Source organism: uncultured Granulicatella sp., assembly GCF_963516875.1.
Lineage (GTDB): Bacteria > Bacillota > Bacilli > Lactobacillales > Aerococcaceae > Granulicatella.
In genome coordinates this window covers 31,532-49,579 of sequence record NZ_CAUQCL010000006.1, presented here as the reverse complement: position 1 = coordinate 49,579, position 18,048 = coordinate 31,532, and the positions used below count along the sequence as shown (strand labels likewise).

General features: G+C 33.9%; 20 protein-coding genes. All 20 read left to right on the top strand.

Annotated features, from left to right (window positions below; translation table 11 throughout):
• Positions 1-47: 47 nt before the first annotated feature.
• The 20 genes from fabD (at position 48) to hflX (ending at position 17,947) form a co-directional block, all read left to right on the top strand.
• Positions 48-1,007: an ACP S-malonyltransferase gene (gene fabD, locus RWM24_RS03980; RefSeq protein ID WP_314111811.1), complete on the top strand. Its 960-nt coding sequence runs from the start codon at positions 48-50 to the stop codon at positions 1,005-1,007.
• A complete protein-coding gene (fabG, locus tag RWM24_RS03975) occupies positions 1,004-1,735 on the top strand; it encodes a 3-oxoacyl-[acyl-carrier-protein] reductase (protein ID WP_314111809.1) in 732 nt (243 codons plus the stop codon). The genes fabD and fabG overlap by 4 nt, the downstream gene beginning before the upstream one ends.
• 12 nt (positions 1,736-1,747) lie before the next feature.
• Complete coding sequence (fabF, locus tag RWM24_RS03970) at positions 1,748-2,983, top strand: beta-ketoacyl-ACP synthase II (protein ID WP_314111806.1); 1,236 nt, start codon at positions 1,748-1,750, stop codon at positions 2,981-2,983.
• A 3-nt stretch (positions 2,984-2,986) separates the two neighbouring features.
• Positions 2,987-3,475 carry an acetyl-CoA carboxylase biotin carboxyl carrier protein gene (gene accB, locus RWM24_RS03965; RefSeq protein ID WP_314111803.1) on the top strand — a complete coding sequence of 163 codons (489 nt, stop codon included), beginning with the start codon at positions 2,987-2,989 and terminating at the stop codon, positions 3,473-3,475.
• Positions 3,476-3,485: 10 nt separating this feature from the next.
• Positions 3,486-3,917, top strand: a complete 432-nt coding sequence (gene fabZ / locus RWM24_RS03960) for a 3-hydroxyacyl-ACP dehydratase FabZ (protein ID WP_006702538.1) — start codon at positions 3,486-3,488, stop codon at positions 3,915-3,917.
• Between the two features lie 3 nt (positions 3,918-3,920).
• Positions 3,921-5,291, top strand: a complete 1,371-nt coding sequence (gene accC, locus RWM24_RS03955; RefSeq protein WP_314111801.1) for an acetyl-CoA carboxylase biotin carboxylase subunit — start codon at positions 3,921-3,923, stop codon at positions 5,289-5,291.
• A 12-nt stretch (positions 5,292-5,303) separates the two neighbouring features.
• Complete coding sequence (gene accD, locus RWM24_RS03950; RefSeq protein WP_314111799.1) at positions 5,304-6,167, top strand: acetyl-CoA carboxylase, carboxyltransferase subunit beta; 864 nt, start codon at positions 5,304-5,306, stop codon at positions 6,165-6,167.
• The gene (accA, locus tag RWM24_RS03945) at positions 6,164-6,931 is read left to right on the top strand and encodes an acetyl-CoA carboxylase carboxyl transferase subunit alpha (protein ID WP_314111798.1); all 768 of its coding nucleotides are present in this window, start codon (positions 6,164-6,166) and stop codon (positions 6,929-6,931) included. The genes accD and accA overlap by 4 nt, the downstream gene beginning before the upstream one ends.
• 155 nt (positions 6,932-7,086) lie before the next feature.
• The gene (locus RWM24_RS03940) at positions 7,087-8,148 is read left to right on the top strand and encodes a Xaa-Pro peptidase family protein (protein ID WP_314111796.1); all 1,062 of its coding nucleotides are present in this window, start codon (positions 7,087-7,089) and stop codon (positions 8,146-8,148) included.
• Between the two features lie 126 nt (positions 8,149-8,274).
• Positions 8,275-8,673 (top strand): Asp23/Gls24 family envelope stress response protein, encoded by a 399-nt coding sequence (locus RWM24_RS03935; RefSeq protein WP_314111793.1) that lies wholly within the window; start codon positions 8,275-8,277, stop codon positions 8,671-8,673.
• Positions 8,670-9,134, top strand: a complete 465-nt coding sequence (gene nusB, locus RWM24_RS03930) for a transcription antitermination factor NusB (RefSeq protein WP_314111790.1) — start codon at positions 8,670-8,672, stop codon at positions 9,132-9,134. Before RWM24_RS03935 ends, nusB begins: the two co-directional genes overlap by 4 nt.
• 95 nt (positions 9,135-9,229) lie before the next feature.
• Positions 9,230-10,078 (top strand): bifunctional methylenetetrahydrofolate dehydrogenase/methenyltetrahydrofolate cyclohydrolase FolD, encoded by an 849-nt coding sequence (gene folD, locus RWM24_RS03925; protein ID WP_314111788.1) that lies wholly within the window; start codon positions 9,230-9,232, stop codon positions 10,076-10,078.
• Positions 10,071-11,411 (top strand): exodeoxyribonuclease VII large subunit, encoded by a 1,341-nt coding sequence (gene xseA, locus RWM24_RS03920; RefSeq protein WP_314111785.1) that lies wholly within the window; start codon positions 10,071-10,073, stop codon positions 11,409-11,411. Before folD ends, xseA begins: the two co-directional genes overlap by 8 nt.
• Positions 11,405-11,605: an exodeoxyribonuclease VII small subunit gene (locus RWM24_RS03915; protein WP_006702549.1), complete on the top strand. Its 201-nt coding sequence runs from the start codon at positions 11,405-11,407 to the stop codon at positions 11,603-11,605. The genes xseA and RWM24_RS03915 overlap by 7 nt, the downstream gene beginning before the upstream one ends.
• A gap of 11 nt (positions 11,606-11,616) precedes the next feature.
• Positions 11,617-12,501, top strand: a complete 885-nt coding sequence (locus RWM24_RS03910; protein WP_314111782.1) for a farnesyl diphosphate synthase — start codon at positions 11,617-11,619, stop codon at positions 12,499-12,501.
• Between the two features lie 10 nt (positions 12,502-12,511).
• A complete protein-coding gene (locus RWM24_RS03905; RefSeq protein ID WP_314111780.1) occupies positions 12,512-13,339 on the top strand; it encodes a TlyA family RNA methyltransferase in 828 nt (275 codons plus the stop codon).
• A 10-nt stretch (positions 13,340-13,349) separates the two neighbouring features.
• Positions 13,350-15,068, top strand: a complete 1,719-nt coding sequence (gene recN, locus RWM24_RS03900) for a DNA repair protein RecN (protein WP_314111779.1) — start codon at positions 13,350-13,352, stop codon at positions 15,066-15,068.
• Positions 15,061-15,786, top strand: a complete 726-nt coding sequence (locus RWM24_RS03895) for a glycerophosphodiester phosphodiesterase (RefSeq protein ID WP_314111777.1) — start codon at positions 15,061-15,063, stop codon at positions 15,784-15,786. The genes recN and RWM24_RS03895 overlap by 8 nt, the downstream gene beginning before the upstream one ends.
• Position 15,787: 1 nt before the next feature.
• Complete coding sequence (gene miaA, locus RWM24_RS03890) at positions 15,788-16,732, top strand: tRNA (adenosine(37)-N6)-dimethylallyltransferase MiaA (RefSeq protein ID WP_314111776.1); 945 nt, start codon at positions 15,788-15,790, stop codon at positions 16,730-16,732.
• Positions 16,733-17,947: a GTPase HflX gene (hflX, locus tag RWM24_RS03885; protein WP_314111775.1), complete on the top strand. Its 1,215-nt coding sequence runs from the start codon at positions 16,733-16,735 to the stop codon at positions 17,945-17,947.
• Positions 17,948-18,048: the final 101 nt, after the last annotated feature.

Genomic DNA, 18,048 nt, shown 5'->3' with positions numbered 1-18,048 from the left:
TTTTTTAAGGAAATTTTATTTTGAACTTCAAAATATAAGGAGTGCTTATGAAAACGGCTTTTATTTTCCCGGGACAAGGAAGTCAAAAACCTCAAATGGGGTTAGAATTTCTAGAAAATCCTAAGGGTCAGAATTTATTAGAACAAACACAAAAGGTATTAGATTTTTCAGTATTAGAACTATTAGAAGATGAACATTCTACAAAACTTCATGAAACAAAGTATACACAGCCATTATTATTATTTGTTTCTAAGCTTATTTTACAATTTCTTGAAGAAGAAGGATTTCATCCAGATATCGTTGCCGGTCTATCTCTTGGGGAATATAGTGCATTAATGGCAAGTGGTGCATTAAGTTATGAATCAGCATTGAAGCTTGTTTCAAAACGAGGAGAATGGATGCAAGAGGCAGCTAATCAAAATGCTGGTACAATGGCTGCTATTTTGGGATTAGAAGATGAAGTCATTGAAAAGGTATGTAAAGAATTACAACAACAAGAATTATTAGTATCGCCTGCAAATTATAATACACCAGGGCAACTAGTAATCGGTGGAAAAAAGGATGCTGTTGAAATCGCAGTAGAAAAATTAAAAGAACAAGGAGCAAAACGTGCCGTTGTTCTTCCAGTAAGTGGAGCTTTTCATACTGAATTAATGGCTCCAGCAGTAGAAAAATTTAGTGACTTTGTACAAACAATTCCGTTTCAAACACCAAGTATTCCAGTATTAAGTAATGTAACTGGAGTACAACATTCTACTCCAATTGAAGTAGAAATACTAACACAACAAATTACACATTCAGTTAAATGGAAACAAAATGTTGAATGGATGTTAGAACAAGGTGTACGAGTGTTTGTAGAAATTGGACCTGGAAAAAGTTTATCTCAAATGATAAAACAAATTGCCAAAAGTCATTCAATCGAAGTAACTGTACTTCAAACAGAATCAATCAAACAATTGGATCAAACAGTACAAGAATTACGTAGAATGAAAGAGGAGAGTATATGAAATTTATCGATAAGACAGTCGTTGTAACTGGAAGTAGAAGAGGAATTGGATTAGGCATTGCATTAGCTTTTGCAAAAGAAGGAGCTAATATTGTACTCAATGCAACTTCAGAAATTAGTCAAGATGTATTAGATTTATTTACTCCATATCCTGGAGAAGTACTAACTATTGTTGGTGATATTTCAAAATTTGAAGTTGCAGAAAGTTTAGTGGAACAAACAATTGAAAAGTTTTCAAAAATTGATGTATTAGTCAATAATGCTGGGATTACACGTGATGGATTAGTATTGAAAATGAAAGAAGAAGATTTTGATGATGTCATTGATATTAATTTAAAAGGATGTTTTAACCTCATTCGTTTTGCTAGTCCATACATGGTACGTCAAAAATCAGGAAGTATTATTAATATGACAAGTATTGTTGGTGTATCTGGTAATGCAGGGCAAGTTAATTATGCTGCAAGTAAAGCAGGCATTATTGGATTAACAAAATCAGTAGCTAAAGAAATTGGATCAAGAGGTATTACGGTCAATGCGATTGCACCTGGCTATATTGATACTGAAATGACACAAGCACTTCCAGAAAAAATACGTAAGGAATGGGAAAAACAAATTCCAATGCGTAAATTTGGAACAGTAGAAGATATTGCTGAAGCTTGTTTGTATTTAGCAGAACAGAAATATATGACAGGACAAGTACTACAAATTAACGGTGGTTTATACATGTAAAGGAGGAAAATCATGAATAGAGTTGTCATTACAGGAATGGGGGCTATTACGCCATTAGGAAATGATGTTGCCAGTTACTGGGATGGATTGAAAAATGGTAAGAATGGGATAGATTTCATTACAAAATTTGATACGAAAGATATTGATGTTCATGTAGCAGCAGAAGTAAAAGGGTTTGATCCTACTTTATATATGGACCGTAAAGAAGCAAAACGTATGGATTTATTTTGCCAATATGGAATTGCTGCAGCGTTACAAGCCGTTGAAAATAGTGGGATTACAACAGAAAATACAGACTTTGATCGTTTTGGAGTAATTGTTGGTTCTGGTATTGGAGGTCTTCCAACGATGGAACAACAAATTATTAAAATGCATGAAAAAGGTCCTACAAGAGTTGCACCATTATTTGTACCAATGACAATTGGAAATATGGTTGCTGGAAATATTTCAATGAAAACTGGAGCTAGAGGAATTTGTTCTTCAATTGTAACAGCATGTGCAAGTGGAAGTCATGCGATTGGAGAAGCATTTAGAAATATTAAACATGGATATTCTGATGTGATTTTAGCTGGTGGTTCAGAAGCAACGATTTGTGAAATTGGTATTGCTGGATTTGCTGCTTTAACAGCATTAAGTAATAGTCAGGATCCAAATGCAGCTTCCATTCCATTTGATAAAAACCGTAATGGTTTTGTGATGGGGGAAGGAGCAGGGGTTGTTGTTTTAGAAAGTTTAGAACATGCTCAAAAAAGAGGAGCAACGATTTATGCTGAAATCGTTGGTTATGGAGCAACAGCTGATGCTTATCATATGACAGCACCAACACCAGATGGTAGTGGTGCAGGGAAAGCTATTTTACATGCTTTGGATGAAGCGCAATTATCTCCAAGTGATGTAGATTATATTAATGCTCATGGAACAAGTACTCCTGCAAATGATTCTTCTGAAGTAACAGCGATTCGCTATGCTTTAAAAGATGCAGCAGATCATGTACATGTTTCAAGTACAAAATCAATGACAGGACATTTATTAGGTGCTGCAGGAGCTATTGAAGCAATTGCATGTATCAAAGCAGTTGGAGAGGACTTTATTCCACCAACGATTAATGTAAAAGAACAAGATGAAGCATGTTCTGTAAATGTTACAGCTCAAACGGGGGTAGCAAAGGAAGTAAATGTTGCCATTAGTAATTCACTAGGATTTGGTGGACATAATGCAGTATTATGCTTTAAAAAGTGGAAAGGGTAATGTATGAATATAGAGGATTTAAAAGCCATTGTTTCATTATTCGATAGTTCAAGTTTAATGGAATTACATTTACAACAAGAGGGAGTAGATCTTCAACTTTCTAAACGTGAAAATTATCCAGTAAGTGGTTCTAAAAAAGTTGCTGAGACTATTGAAGAGAAGCCGGTGGCAGTAGTACCTACAAAAGAGATTGTTTCTGAAACGGTAGTTGCAAAAGTTCCTGAAGTTCAAGAAACAGTTGCAAAAGAAGATTTACAGTATATTAAAAGTCCAATTGTGGGGATTGTGTACTTAGCACCTTCTCCAGATGATCCTACTTTTGTACAAGTACAAGATAAAGTTCAAGTTGGACAACCAGTATGTATTATTGAAGCTATGAAAATTATGAATGAAATTACTGCAGATTTTCCAGGTGAAGTAGTAGAAGTACTTGTTGAAAATGGACAAATGGTAGATTATGGGCAAGAATTATTTGCTTTAAAGAAAATTTAGGAGGTTCATCATGAGTGTAATGACAGTAACAGATGTAATGAAATTAATTCCAAATCGTTTTCCGATTTTATATATTGACCGAGTTGAAGAATTAATTCCGGGTGAGCACGTAGTGGCTACTAAAAATGTAACGTATAATGAGCATGTTTTTCAAGGGCATTTCCCTGGGGAACCTGTTTTACCAGGAGTTTTAATTGTGGAAGCTCTAGCACAAGCTGGTTCAATTCCATTATTATCATTAGAAAGTTTTAAAGGAAAAACAGCTTATTTAGGCGGATTAAATCACGTGAAATTTAGAAAAAAAGTCACACCGGGTGATGTTTTAACCCTTCAAGTGGATATCCTTAAATTAAAAGAATATGCAGGAATTGGTAAAGCAAAAGCCTTTGTAGATGGTAAAGTTGTTTGTGAAGCGGAGTTAACCTTTATTATTGGTAGGTAAGTTATGTTTAAAAGAATTTTAATTGCGAATCGTGGAGAAATTGCTTGTCGATTAATTCGTGCATGTAGAGAACTTCAAATTGAAACAGTAGCAGTTTATTCTCAGGCTGATTCTGAAGCACTACATGTACAATTAGCAGATTATGCTGTTTGCATTGGTAAAAATATTAGTAAAGAATCTTACTTAAATGTGGAAAATATTTTAAGTGCAGCTGTATTAACTGGATCACAAGCCATTCATCCAGGGTTTGGTTTTTTATCTGAGAATCCTAAATTTGCAAAAATGTGTGAGGAGTGTCAAGTGAAATTTATTGGACCTAGCGCACATGTTATTCAAATGATGGGGGATAAGGCACAAGCTCGTAAACAAATGATGAAAGCAGGAGTTCCCGTTATACCAGGTAGTGATGGGGTTGTTCCTACAGTGGAAGAAGGCTTGAAAATTGCAGAAAAAATTGGATTCCCTCTTTTAATTAAAGCTGTTGCAGGTGGTGGAGGAAAAGGAATTCGTAAAGTTCAAACAATTGATGAATTTGAAAAACAATTTCTTGCTGCTCAACAAGAAGCTCTTCAAGGATTTGGAAATGAAGAAGTGTATATTGAGCGTATCATTTATCCTGCCAAACATATTGAGTTTCAAATTTTAGCAGATTCTCATGGTAATGTTGTTCATTTAGGAGAACGTGATTGTTCTTTACAACGAAAAAATCAAAAAATTATTGAAGAAGCACCAAGTCCTTATTTAGATAATGGATTACGTGAAAAAATGGGGCAAGCAGCCGTGTTAGCTGCAACATCAGTAGGTTATGAAAATGCGGGTACGATTGAATTTTTAGTAGATCAGGATAAAAATTTCTACTTTATGGAAATGAATACTCGTATTCAAGTGGAACATCCTATTACAGAAATGATTACAGGAATTGATTTAGTAGAATGGCAATTAAAAGTAGCGTATGGGGAAAAATTAAGCTTTACTCAAGATGATATTCATATTAAAGGACACTCGATTGAATGTCGTTTAAATGCAGAATGTCCGAGAGAAAACTTTAGACCTTCTCCAGGTAAGATTGAAGTCTTACATCAACCAAATGGAGGTTTAGGTGTAAGAATTGAATCTGCCTTATATTCTGGTTATAAAATTCCACCATTTTATGATTCCATGTTATCAAAATTAATTGTACATGCACCAAGTCGAACTCAAGCTATTTCAAAAATGCAACGAGTGCTTCAAGAATTAGTAGTTGAAGGCGTAGAGACAAATAAAGAATTTTTACAAGATTTATTAGTGACACCTTTCTTTGAAAGAGGAGATTATACGACAAATGTTGTAGAAGAAAAATTCTTACCAGAATGGTTTAATGAGTCTCGTCCATAAAGGAGTGATTAGATGGGTTTATTTAAAAAACGTCCTTATATTTCATTAAAACAAACCCCTGTTGATGTAGTAGAATCTGAAAAAGCTCCAATGATTCCCGATGGAAAATGGATTCAATGCCCTCAATGTCAAAAAACGGTATATTTGGATGATATTGGGGAATTTCAAATTTGTCCAAATTGTGATTATCATTTTAGGTTAACACCGAAACAAAGAATTGCTTTTATGACAGATGAGTTTGAAGAATGGTTTGTTGATACAAAGATGAAAGTACCTGTAGAGTTTCCAGGGTATGATTTGAAACAACAAAAAGCCATACAAACAACAGGTGAACAAGAAGCTGTAACGGTTGGGCTTGCAAAAATTAGTCAGTTTCCATTTGTTTTAGCTATTATGAATCCTTATTTTATGATGGGATCCATGGGTCAAGTAGTGGGTGAGAAACTTACTCTAGCTTTTGAAGAAGCAATAAAGAGAAAGTTACCAATTATTGTTTGCACAGCTTCAGGTGGAGCAAGAATGCAAGAAGGAATTTTTTCTTTAATGCAAATGGCAAAAATAAGTGCAGCGGTTCAAGCGCATCACTTAGCAGGACTATTATACATCACTGTTTTGACAGATCCTACAACGGGTGGTGTCACAGCAAGTTTTGCGATGCAAGGGGATATTATTATTAGTGAACCGAAAGCTATCGTGGGTTTTGCTGGTAAACGTGTGATTGAGCAAACGATGAAAGAAAAGTTACCGGATGATTTCCAACAAGCTGAAACTGTACAGGCAAATGGATTTATTGATGCCATTATTCATCGTACTCAGCTAAAAGAAACATTAAAAACTATTCTTAGTCTACATTCTTTAGAGGAGGAATTCAGATGAAACCAATGAAAATCGTCCAAAAAGCACGTGATATTAATCGTGCAACTACTAAAGAATGGATTGACGAAATTTTTGATGACTTTATTGAATTAAAAGGAGATCGTTTTTTTGCAGATGATGCTGCCATTATTGGAGGAATTGCTCGTTTAAAAGAAATTCCAGTTACAGTTATAGGAATGCAAAAAGGTCATACGTTAAAAGAAAATATTGAGCGTAATTTTGGACAAGTTCATCCAGAAGGCTATCGAAAAAGTTTAAGACTAATGAAGCAAGCTGAAAAATTCAATCGACCAATTATTACGATGATTAATACAGCTGGAGCATTTTGTGGTAAAAGTGCTGAAGATAGAGGGATCGGGGAAGCCATTGCTAAAAATCTTCAAGAGATGAGTCATTTAACCGTTCCGGTCATTGCCATTTTAATGGGGGAAGGTGGAAGTGGTGGAGCCATTGCATTGGCAGTTGCCAACGAAGTTTGGATGATGGAATATGCTATTTACTCTATCTTATCTCCAGAAGGCTTTGCTTCTATTTTGTGGAAGGATAGTACCAAAGCTGAACAAGCAAGTGAATTAATGAAGTTTACAAGTAAGGAATTATTGGAAGAAGGAATTGTCGATAAAATTATTTTAGAGAAAAACCGTTCGTTTAAAAAAATAGCGACAGAACTTCAAACTTCTTTATTCCACTCTTTAAAAGAATGGCGTACAAAATCAAAAGAAGAATTAGTAAGCCAACGCTTAGAAAGATTTAGAAAATTTTAAATGACGAAGAACAACTATGACATTTTGTTGTAGTTGTTTTTTGTGTCGAAAAAGTTAGGCAAACCTAAAAAAGTTATTTTTTTCTTAAAAATCATATATATTATTGAGTTTTTTTGTTATACTAGGTTACACAAAAGATTTTGGAAGGTGATTATATGATTAGAGTTGAAAAAGTAAGAAATGCGATGAAGGATTTAGAAATTGATGGATTAATTGTTTATAGTCCATATAATTTACGTTATTTAGCGAATTTTACTGGTACAACAGGTTTTTCATTAATTACATTAAATGAAGCATATTTTGTAACAGATGCACGTTATACACAACAAGCTCAAAAACAAGCACAAGGATTTACAGTGATTGAACATAAAACAGGTTGGTTAGGTGTATTTCGTGAATTAATTGAAAAACATGGATTAAAACATGTTGGTTTTGAAGCGGATCACTTATCGGTTTCAATGTTAGAAGTTTTTGAAGATGAATTTGATACAGATTTAGTTCCAACTCAAGGATTAGTAGAAAAAATTCGTGAAATTAAAGATGAAGCAGAAATTCAAACAATTCGTAAAGCATGTTCGATTTCAGATGCAGCCTTTTTACATATTTTAAATGTACTAAAACCTGGTATGAGTGAAATTGAAGTCGCTAATGAATTAGATTTCTTCATGAGAAAACAAGGAGCATCTGGAGTTTCATTTGATACAATTATTGCGAGTGGTGTTCGTTCTTCAATGCCTCATGGTGTTGCTAGTGAAAAATTAATTGAAACAGGAGATTTAGTAACATTAGACTTTGGATGTTACTATCAAGGTTATGTATCTGATATGACTCGTACAATTGCTGTAGGGGAACCAACAGATCAATTGAAAGAAATTCATGATGTTGTATTACAAGCTCAATTATTAGTAAGTGCAGCAGCAGGACCAGGTAAAACTGGGGTTGAATTAGATAAAATTGCTCGTGACTATATTGCAAGTAAAGGATATGGAGAATACTTCACGCACTCAACTGGTCATGGAATTGGGTTAGAAATTCATGAAGCCCCAAATGTAAGTCGTTTAGCGACTCAAGCATTTGTTCCAGGAAATGTAATTACAAATGAACCAGGAATTTATATTCCAGGTGTTGGTGGCGTTCGTATTGAAGATGATATCATTATTACTCCGACTGGTGGCGAAGTGATTCAACAAGTTCCGCGTGAATTGATTATTTTATAAGAAATTACCTTGTGAGTTGTGATAGAAGTAAAATCATGGTAAACTGTAAAAGAGAGTGAAGATCATGATTCGTGATGCTCATTGAGACAGATAGCGATTCAGAATCTTTGTAAAAGGAGGTTCATTATGGAAAAATATACAAATCAAACAGCTGTTTTAGGTGCTATTGAAATTGCCCCTGAAGTGATTGAGAGCATTGCAGGAATTGTTGCTTCTAAAGTGGAAGGATTCCATCCTTTATCTGGAATTATTAAATCAAGTGTAAATACAATTTTTGGACGTGAAGAATTAGCAAAAGGAGCTTATTTAACACAAGAACAAGGGGAATTTATTCTTGATGTATATGGCAATGTGGACTATGGAGTATCCATTCCAAAATTAGCCTTATTATTACAAAATAAAATTAAAGAACAATTATTATTTAGTTGTGAATTAGAAATTTCTCAAGTAAATATTCATGTTCAAACAATTATTCCAGCAAAAAATGTTGATTCAGAATTTTTCGAATTGGGGGATGAAGAGTGAGTCGTAACCCATTAAAAAGACGTGCACTACGTATTATTGCTATTCAAGCTTTGTATCAAATGGATATTTGTAAAGATTTAAACTCTTTTGATGCTGTTCGCTTAGCGTTAGACGTATTACATGATGAGCAATCATTTGATGAAGAATTATACTCTAATGAAGCATTATTAGATGAGTTTCCAGAAATTCATTATTCATTAGATTTAATCCAAGGGGTTCAAAATCAGTTAGAAGAGATTGACGCTTTAATTTCGTCACATTTAAAAGGATGGGAATTAAGTCGAATTGTTCGCTTAGATTTAATGATTATGCGTGTAGCAGTTTGCGAAATACGTTCACCTGAATTGGAAGTTCCTCAAACAGTTGCATTGAATGAAGCAATTGAAATTGCAAAATTATATAGTGATGAAAAATCAGCGAAATTTATTAATGGTGTCTTATCAAACTTTGTTGAAGGGTAAGTCAGTATAGAAGGTTGAGCAAGAAGGCGCTCTGAAGCAATGATATGCTTTCAGGTATACTTTTTGCTCAACTTTTTATTTAAAGGAGTGAGTAAATGGCGATTGTATTAGATGGTAAAAGTTTAGCCTTAAAAATTCGTCAAGAATTGAAACAAAAAGTAGAAGAACAGGCAGTAAAACCCGGTTTAGTCGTATTATTAGTAGGAGAAGATCCTGCTAGTCAAATTTATGTACGAAATAAAGAACGTGCTGCAAATGAAGTAGGATTTCATTCGATTGTTGAAAGATTACCTGAGACTATTACTCAAGAAGAGTTATTAGAAAAAATTAAAACACTAAATGAAGATGATGCTATTCATGGAATTTTAGTTCAATTACCATTACCAAAACAGATTGATAGCCAGACCGTATTAGAAACCATTACTCCCGAAAAAGATGTAGACGGCTTCCATCCTGTAAATTTAGGAAAATTACTTCAAAAAGATGAAAGTATTGTCCCATGTACGCCAAAAGGAATCATTCGATTATTAGAAGAGTATGAAATTGACCTTACTGGAAAAGAAATGGTTGTAATTGGACAAAGTACGATTGTTGGTCGTCCAATGGCTTTATTAGGCTTAAATCGTGGGGCAACAGTAACCGTTTGTCATAGTCGAACAAAAGATTTAGAGAAACAAATTGCTCGTGCAGATATTATTATTAGTGCGGTTGGAAAACCAAATTTAGTTTTGAGAGAACATGTAAAAAAAGGTGCTGTCATCATTGATGTAGGTATTAATCGATTAGAATCTGGAAAAATCGTTGGAGATGTGGATTTTGATGGCGTTAAAGATCAAGTAAGTGCCATTACTCCAGTACCAGGTGGAGTTGGTCCAATGACCATTGCGATGTTATTAGAGCAGACGTATCTTAATGCATGTAAGAGGGAAAACATTTATGAATGAAGAATATGTAACAGTCTCGGCATTAACAAAATATATAAAATATAAATTTGATAAAGATCCTCATCTTGGAAGAGTATATCTAACTGGGGAAATTTCAAATTTCCGTTTACGTCCGACTCACCAGTATTTTAGTTTAAAAGATGAAAATGCAATTATTTCTGCAACAATGTTTCAATCTGCCTTTAAAAAAATTCAATTCCGTCCTGAAGAAGGGATGAAAGTATTAGTGATTGGTAAAGTTTCTGTTTTTGAAAAATCAGGACAGTACCAAATTAATATTGAACATATGGAACCGGATGGAGTTGGGGCTCTTTATTTAGCCTATGAACAATTGAAAAAGAAATTAGAAGCTGAAGGTTTATTTTCTCTTCCTAAAAAGCCAATCCCTCAATTCCCTAAAAAAATTGCGATTTTAACGAGTGAATCAGGTGCGGTTATTCAAGATATTCAAACAACAGTGGCTCGAAGATTTCCTATTGTTCAATTAGTCTTATATCCAACAGTTGTACAAGGAGTTCATGCAGTCAATAGTATTTTGAAAAATTTAGACTTAGTAGAACAAGAAGATTATGATGTTGTCATTATTGGACGTGGTGGTGGATCGATTGAGGACTTGTGGGCGTTTAATGAGGAGCCTGTTGTAAGAAGAGTCTCTGAGTTGTCGATTCCAGTTATTTCAAGTGTAGGGCATGAAACAGATACGACATTAATTGACTTTGTATCTGATATGAGAGCTGCCACTCCAACGGCTGCTGCAGAAATTGCAACGCCTGTTTTAATGGAAATTCATCAACAATTGAGAAATTTGCAAACACGTCTGGAACAAGCGTTATCTCGACAATTACAAATCAAACGGGAAAGAATGCAAGCATTATCGAATGCAAGTATTTTCCAAAATCCAGAAAGGATTTATCAAGTCTATCAACAACGAGTGGATCAATTAGAAATGCGATTGCAGCAAATGATGCAACAAAGTGTTCAGCACAAACGTCAACAATTAGTAAAAAATCAACATCGTTTAGAATTAGGTTCACCAAGTAGAAGAGTGCAAACGGAAAAACAGGCACTCCAATATTTAGCAAAACGTTTAGAACAAGCACAAGGTCAATTGATGAAGGATAAAAAACAACAATTCCAAAGAGCGATTCAGCAATTAGACTTATTAAGTCCATTAAAAATTATGAATCGTGGGTATGGGATTTTACAACAAGAGGAAACAATTATTAAAAGTGTTGACCAGTTAGAAGTAAATCAAGAATTAACGATTCAATTAGTCGATGGAACAGTTCGTTCTAAAGTGACTTCTGTAGAGAAAGGAAATCAATTATGGTAAAGAAAGAGAAAAAATTTGAAGAAGCAATGAGTGAATTAGAACAAATTGTACAACAATTGGAAAGAGGAGATGTTCCTTTGGACGAAGCCATTGCTAAATTTCAAGAGGGAATGGCTTTAAGTCAATATTGCAATGAAACATTAACAAAAGCAGAAGAAACAGTCAGCAAAATGATTGTTGTAAAAGAAGATTAATGGAGTAACTCATGAGTGAAATGATTTCATATTGGCAACAAGAAATAGAAAACTATTTATTAACTCGAATAGATGAAATTCCAAATATTTCAACAAGATTGAAAGAAGCTATGCTATATGCTTGTAGTAGTGGAGGAAAGAGAATTCGTCCATTATTAGTACTTTTAATCAGTCATTTAGAAAAAGTAGAACTTCAAAAAGTGTTACCAGTAGCAGCTTCTTTAGAAATGATTCATACGTATTCATTAATTCATGATGACTTACCAGGAATGGATAATGACGATTATCGTCGTGGCAAGTTAACACTTCACAAGCAATTTGATGAAGCAACTGCCATTTTAGCAGGAGATGCTTTACTAACACTTGCATTTGAAGAATTAGCTCAATGTCAATTATCGGATGCAAAAAAAGTTCGTGCCATTCAAGTATTAGGCTCAGCTTCTGGAGCTAGTGGCATGATAACAGGTCAAATGAGAGATATTGCAAGTGAACATCAAGAAATTACATTAGAGCAACTCAAACAAATTCATGCAGATAAAACAGGACAATTATTATTAGCTGCGATTCGTTTAGGATTACTCGTATTAGATGATGAAACACCTTATGAAGAAGCTCTTTTAAAATTTGGCGTGCATTTTGGCTTAGCTTTTCAAATTCAAAATGACTTACAAGATGTTTGCTGGGATTCTGAAAAAACAGGTAAAATTACTGGACAAGATGCAGCATTAGAAAAAAATACGTATCCTAGCATTTTAGGAATTGATGGAGCAAAACTTGCCTTAGAACAAGAAATTAACCAGGCAAAACAAGCGATTCTATCTATTCTAAATGAAACAACGGTTCAAAGACAAGTACAAGAAATATTTATAAAAATTCTCTCATATGTAGAGATTTAAAGGAGAAAGAATGGAAAAAGAACGAGTAGACCTTCTAGTCGTACAACAAGGATTGACAGATTCTAGGGAAAAAGCGAAAAGACTTGTCATGGCAGGACAAATTGTAGATGCTGTGAAACATATTCGCTATGATAAACCTGGCGAAAAAATACCGATTACAACTGAACTATATATTAAAGGAGAAATCCTTCGCTATGTTTCAAGAGGTGGGTTGAAATTAGAAAAAGCACTCGCAACTTTTGATGTAAGTGTAGAAGGTAAAATCTTATTAGATATTGGTGCTTCAACAGGTGGATTTACGGATGCAGCTTTACAACATGGTGCTGTATTAAGCTATGCATTAGATGTTGGATATAATCAATTAGATTATAAGTTAAGACAAGACGAACGAGTAGAAGTCATGGAAAGAGTTAATTTCCGCTTTAGTAAGCCTGAAGATTTTACAAAAGGAAAACCTCAAGTAGCTTCGATTGATGTTTCGTTTATTTCCTTAAAATTAATTTTACCACCATTAAAAGATATTTTAGAGATGGATGGTGACGTTCTTGTACTGATTAAACCACAGTTTGAAGCAGGAAGAGAACGTATTGGGAAAAAAGGAATTGTTAGTGATCCAAAAGTTCATCAAGATGTACTAGAAGAAATTCTAGAATATTGCGAACAAATTGGTTTTTCTGTAAATCAACTAACTTTCTCTCCAATTACGGGAGGAAGTGGAAATATTGAGTTTTTAGCACATCTGCAATTACATGAAACAGTTACTTCTCCATATGATTGGAAAAACGGTATACAAACAGTTGTGAAAGAAGCTCATCAACAATTAAAAAATCTAAAATAGAGGTGGAACGATGATTCAAGAATTGTTTATTAAAAATTTTGCAATTATTGAAGAAGTTCGCTGTCAATTTGAAAAAGGCATGACGGTATTAACTGGGGAAACAGGTGCAGGTAAATCAATTATTATTGATGCAGTAGGATTACTCGCTGGAGAACGTGCTAGTTTAGAAATGATTCGATATGGCAGTGAAAAAGCGACAATTCAAGCAGTTTTTACTATTGATTCTGAAGAGACAAAAAGAAATATCGAAGCATTAGGAATTGAAATTGAAAATGATGAAATCATGATTCAACGTGAATTATATCAAACAGGTAAATCCACTTGTCGCATTAATGGACAAATGGTTACCGTTTCGTTATTAAAACAAGTTGGGCCGTATTTAATTGATATTCATGGGCAAAATGAACATTTCTTATTATTAAATGAAGAGCATCATTTGGGCCTTTTAGATGCATATGCTGGGCAAAAATTGCAATCATTAAAAGATTCTTATAGTGTGTATTATGAACATTACTGTAGTATTCAAGAGCAATTAAGAAAGTTACAAACGGCTGAAAAAGAAGATGCTCAAAAAATTGATTTATTAAAATTTCAAGTAGAAGAAATTGAATTATCAAATATTTATATTGGAGAAGAGGAAGAATTAGTTCAAGAGAAGGAATATTTTACTCATTTCCAAAAAATTCAAGAACACTTAATGTCCGCTCTATCAGTGTTACAAACGGAAGAATATTCTGCAGTAGATGCGATTAGTCAAGCTTCTCAAGAAATAGGATTTTTAGAAGGAATTGGTGAAAACTATAAACAATTGCACCAGCAATTACAAGAATCTTATTATCAATTACAAGATGCGGTTTCTAATATGAGTCATGAATTAGATCATGCAGAATATGATGAAGAAAGATTAGCTTATATTGAAGAACGTTTAGATGTTTATTATCAGTTAAAACGTAAATATGGAGATAATGCAGAAGAAATATTAGAATTCCAAGCACAAGCACAAGCTCAATTAAATCAAATTGAAAATAAAGAAAGTATTATTGAAACATTGATTCAAGAAAAAGCACAAATCGAACAAAAAGCAAAAGAAGTAGCTCTTGAATTGACGAAACAAAGACAGGAAATTGCCCTTGAATTAGCTGAAAAGATAGAAACACAGTTACACGAATTATATATGGAACAAGCTATTTTTGAAATTCGTGTCTTACCAACTGAACAACTACTTGAAACGGGTATGGATGAAGTATACTTCTATATTTCAACGAATAAAGGTGAACCTGTTAAACCACTACAAAAGATTGTATCTGGTGGGGAATTATCTAGAATTACCCTTGCTATGAAAACAATCTTTGTGCGTAAGCATGGAGTGGGAACAATTGTATTTGATGAGGTAGATACAGGAGTTAGTGGACGAGTGGCTCAAGCCATTGCGAATAAAATGCATTATATTTCAGAATTTGCTCAAGTATTATGTATTACTCATTTACCACAAGTGGCAAGTATTGCGGGAGTTCATATTTTCATTGAAAAAATGGAAAAAGACGAGCGTACACGTACAACTCTTACAACATTAGAAGAAGAGAAACGGATTGAAGAAATCGGACGTATGTTGTCTGGAGAAAAAATGACAGAATTAACAAAACAACATGCAGCAGAATTAATTGCATTGTCTCAAAAAATTCGTCAACAAAATAAAGACCAAAAGAAACAGGTGATTGCAAATGACTAAAATTTTTGCACATAGAGGAAGTAGAGGAACTCATCCTGAAAATACATTAGCTGCTTTTCAAGAAGCAGTGCGTGTTCAAAGTGATGGAATTGAATTAGATGTTCATGTTTCAAAAGATGGAGCATTAGTCGTGATTCATGATGAAACAGTAGATCGTACGACGAATGGTAGTGGTTCTATTCAAGACTTAACATTAGAAGAAATTCAAGCATTAGATGCAGGTAGTTGGTTCGATAAATCATATACTGGAGAAAAAATTCCGACATTGGAAGAAGTATTCCAATTGTTAAAGGAATTGGATTTCAAAGGTGAATTAAATATTGAATTAAAAACGGATCAAATTGAATATGCTGGGATTGTTGAAAAATGTGTGGCTTTACAAGAAAAACTGCAACCAAACTTTGTGATTATTTATTCTAGTTTTAATCCTAGAAGCATTATTCAAATGAAACAATTACGACCAAGTCAAGAAATTGCCTTTTTATATGAAACTGTAGAAATGGCAAATTTTGTATTCGAAGAAGTAAAATTTGAAGCCGTTCATCCGGATTTTCGCTTATTAAAAGAATCCTTTGAGATTCATTTACATTATCCAAAACGAGTTTGGACAGTGAATCAAGAAGAAGAGATGAAACATTGTTTTGAACTTAATGTAGAAGCGATTTTTACAGATTATCCACAAAAAGCTCTTGAGCTTCGTTCGAAAATAAAGGAGTAGTATGGTAGAAAAACAAAAAATCATTGTTATTGTTGGCCCAACTGGTGTTGGAAAAACAGCTCTTAGTATCGAATTAGCACAACAATTAAATGGGGAAATCATTAATGGCGATTCAATGCAAGTTTATAAAACATTGGATATTGGAACAGCTAAAGTAACTCCTGAAGAAGCACGAGGGATTCCTCATTACTTATTAGATATTTGTGACGTCAAAGAAGAATATACCGCTAGTGATTTCAAACAAATGGCAAGAGAAGCGATTCAAGAGATTGCAAGCCGTGGAAAACTTCCAATTATTGTTGGTGGAACAGGATTGTATATTGAAGGATTATTATTTGATTTTCATTTTAGTGGAGAAGATTCCAATGATCCAGCTTACCGACTAGAAAAGGAAAAAGAACTAGAAGAAATTGGACCTCTTGCAATGTGGGAGCAATTAAAAGAAGTCGATCCTGTTAGTGCTGAAAATATTCATCCGAATAACACGAGACGAGTTATCCGAGCGCTAGAAGTGACACATGCAAGTGGAAAGCCATTTTCAGCTAATGATCAACAACAAAAAGAAGCTATTTTTGATGCCTATATTATCGGATTATCAACGGATAGAGCAGTCCTTTATGAAAGAATCGATACAAGAGTAGACATGATGATGCAAAATGGTTTAGAAGAGGAAGCTAGACAATTATATGATGCAGTAAAAGGATTAGATGTTCAATCCATTCGAGGAATTGGGTATAAAGAATGGGTGGATTATTTTGAAGGTCAATTATCAAAAGAAGCTACCATTCAAAAAATTCAACAAAACTCTAGACGATATGCCAAAAGACAATTAACTTGGTTTAGAAACCGATTTGAAGCTGTACATTGGTATGATTTAGTAGAAAATCCTAACACAATTTCTCAAGTTGTTTTAGATTGTCAGCAGTTTTTACTGGGAAGTGAATAAATGGAAAACACAAAAGAAAGAGTCATGATTGTAGCAGTTCAAACAACACAATCGGATGAGCAATTTCAATATGCTTTAGAAGAAATGAAGCAATTAGTGGATACCGCTCAAGGAGAAGTTGTCGTAACAGTGACTCAAAAAAGAGAAACGTATAGTGGTCGTACAATGATTGGTAAAGGGAAAGTAGAAGAAATTAGTCATTTAGTCGATGAATTAGAAATTGATTTAATTGTTTTCTACCAATCTCTAACAGGTTCTCAAACGAAAAATCTAAATGAAACAATTAAGGCACGAATTATTGACCGTGTTCAATTAATTTTAGATATTTTTGCAATGCGTGCTCGTTCAAAAGAAGGAAAACTTCAAGTACAACTGGCTCAATTAAATTATTTATTACCACGTTTGTCAGGACAAGGTACAGCCTTATCGAGACAAGGTGGGGGAATCGGAACAAGAGGACCAGGGGAAACTCAATTAGAAACGGATAAACGACATATTCGTAAACAAATTTCAGATATTGAAGCACAATTAGAACAGACAAAACTACATCGTCAACGTTCAAGAATGAAGAGAAATCGTTCGAATGGTTTTAGAATGGGATTAATTGGCTATACAAATGCTGGAAAATCAACAATTCTAAACCAATTAACAGATGCAGGAACGTACCAGATGGATCAATTATTCGCAACTTTAGATCCTTTAACAAGAAAAGTTGATTTAGCCGATCACTATGATGTGACATTAACGGATACTGTTGGATTTATTCAAGATTTACCAACGACTTTAATTCACGCATTTGAGTCAACTTTAGAAGAGAGTGCGGATGTTGATTTATTAGTGCATGTAGTAGATGCATCATCTCCGAATTTCTTAATGCATGAAAAAACGGTTCATGAATTAGTTGAGGAATTAGAGATGGAAACTATTCCGATGGTAACGATTTATAATAAATCTGATCTAATTGTTGGAGAATTTCAACCGAATGCTTATCCTTCGTTAGTAATGTCTGCTGAGAATCCAACAGATATTGAGCGATTGAGAGAATTTCTTGGAGCTCAAATGAAAGCAGAAATGGACCATTATGAAGAATGGGTAGAAGTTTACGAAGCACAAAAACTTTCACAACTCCAACAAAATACCTTAGTAGAAATTTTGGAGTTTAATGAAGAGAAAAACCAATACTATGTAAAAGGCTATCGTAAAAAAGGAATGTAATATTATTTAAACTGCTCTTAAGGCATTTAAAGTAAAAAGAACATTTCTCCGTAGCCGAAGTAAAATTAGCTTCTCAAGATAATTTTACAGGAAATTTTGAG

What these genes read in the sequence shown, in the direction of transcription:
- fabD (WP_314111811.1), top strand. Translation starts at nt 48, where the DNA reads ATGAAAACGGCTTTTATTTTCCCGGGACAAGGAAGTCAAAAACCTCAA.
- fabG (WP_314111809.1), top strand. Translation starts at nt 1,004, where the DNA reads ATGAAATTTATCGATAAGACAGTCGTTGTAACTGGAAGTAGAAGAGGA.
- fabF (WP_314111806.1), top strand. Translation starts at nt 1,748, where the DNA reads ATGAATAGAGTTGTCATTACAGGAATGGGGGCTATTACGCCATTAGGA.
- accB (WP_314111803.1), top strand. Translation starts at nt 2,987, where the DNA reads ATGAATATAGAGGATTTAAAAGCCATTGTTTCATTATTCGATAGTTCA.
- fabZ (WP_006702538.1), top strand. Translation starts at nt 3,486, where the DNA reads ATGAGTGTAATGACAGTAACAGATGTAATGAAATTAATTCCAAATCGT.
- accC (WP_314111801.1), top strand. Translation starts at nt 3,921, where the DNA reads ATGTTTAAAAGAATTTTAATTGCGAATCGTGGAGAAATTGCTTGTCGA.
- accD (WP_314111799.1), top strand. Translation starts at nt 5,304, where the DNA reads ATGGGTTTATTTAAAAAACGTCCTTATATTTCATTAAAACAAACCCCT.
- accA (WP_314111798.1), top strand. Translation starts at nt 6,164, where the DNA reads ATGAAACCAATGAAAATCGTCCAAAAAGCACGTGATATTAATCGTGCA.
- RWM24_RS03940 (WP_314111796.1), top strand. Translation starts at nt 7,087, where the DNA reads ATGATTAGAGTTGAAAAAGTAAGAAATGCGATGAAGGATTTAGAAATT.
- RWM24_RS03935 (WP_314111793.1), top strand. Translation starts at nt 8,275, where the DNA reads ATGGAAAAATATACAAATCAAACAGCTGTTTTAGGTGCTATTGAAATT.
- folD (WP_314111788.1), top strand. Translation starts at nt 9,230, where the DNA reads ATGGCGATTGTATTAGATGGTAAAAGTTTAGCCTTAAAAATTCGTCAA.
- xseA (WP_314111785.1), top strand. Translation starts at nt 10,071, where the DNA reads ATGAATGAAGAATATGTAACAGTCTCGGCATTAACAAAATATATAAAA.
- RWM24_RS03915 (WP_006702549.1), top strand. Translation starts at nt 11,405, where the DNA reads ATGGTAAAGAAAGAGAAAAAATTTGAAGAAGCAATGAGTGAATTAGAA.
- RWM24_RS03910 (WP_314111782.1), top strand. Translation starts at nt 11,617, where the DNA reads ATGAGTGAAATGATTTCATATTGGCAACAAGAAATAGAAAACTATTTA.
- RWM24_RS03905 (WP_314111780.1), top strand. Translation starts at nt 12,512, where the DNA reads ATGGAAAAAGAACGAGTAGACCTTCTAGTCGTACAACAAGGATTGACA.
- recN (WP_314111779.1), top strand. Translation starts at nt 13,350, where the DNA reads ATGATTCAAGAATTGTTTATTAAAAATTTTGCAATTATTGAAGAAGTT.
- RWM24_RS03895 (WP_314111777.1), top strand. Translation starts at nt 15,061, where the DNA reads ATGACTAAAATTTTTGCACATAGAGGAAGTAGAGGAACTCATCCTGAA.
- miaA (WP_314111776.1), top strand. Translation starts at nt 15,788, where the DNA reads ATGGTAGAAAAACAAAAAATCATTGTTATTGTTGGCCCAACTGGTGTT.
- hflX (WP_314111775.1), top strand. Translation starts at nt 16,733, where the DNA reads ATGGAAAACACAAAAGAAAGAGTCATGATTGTAGCAGTTCAAACAACA.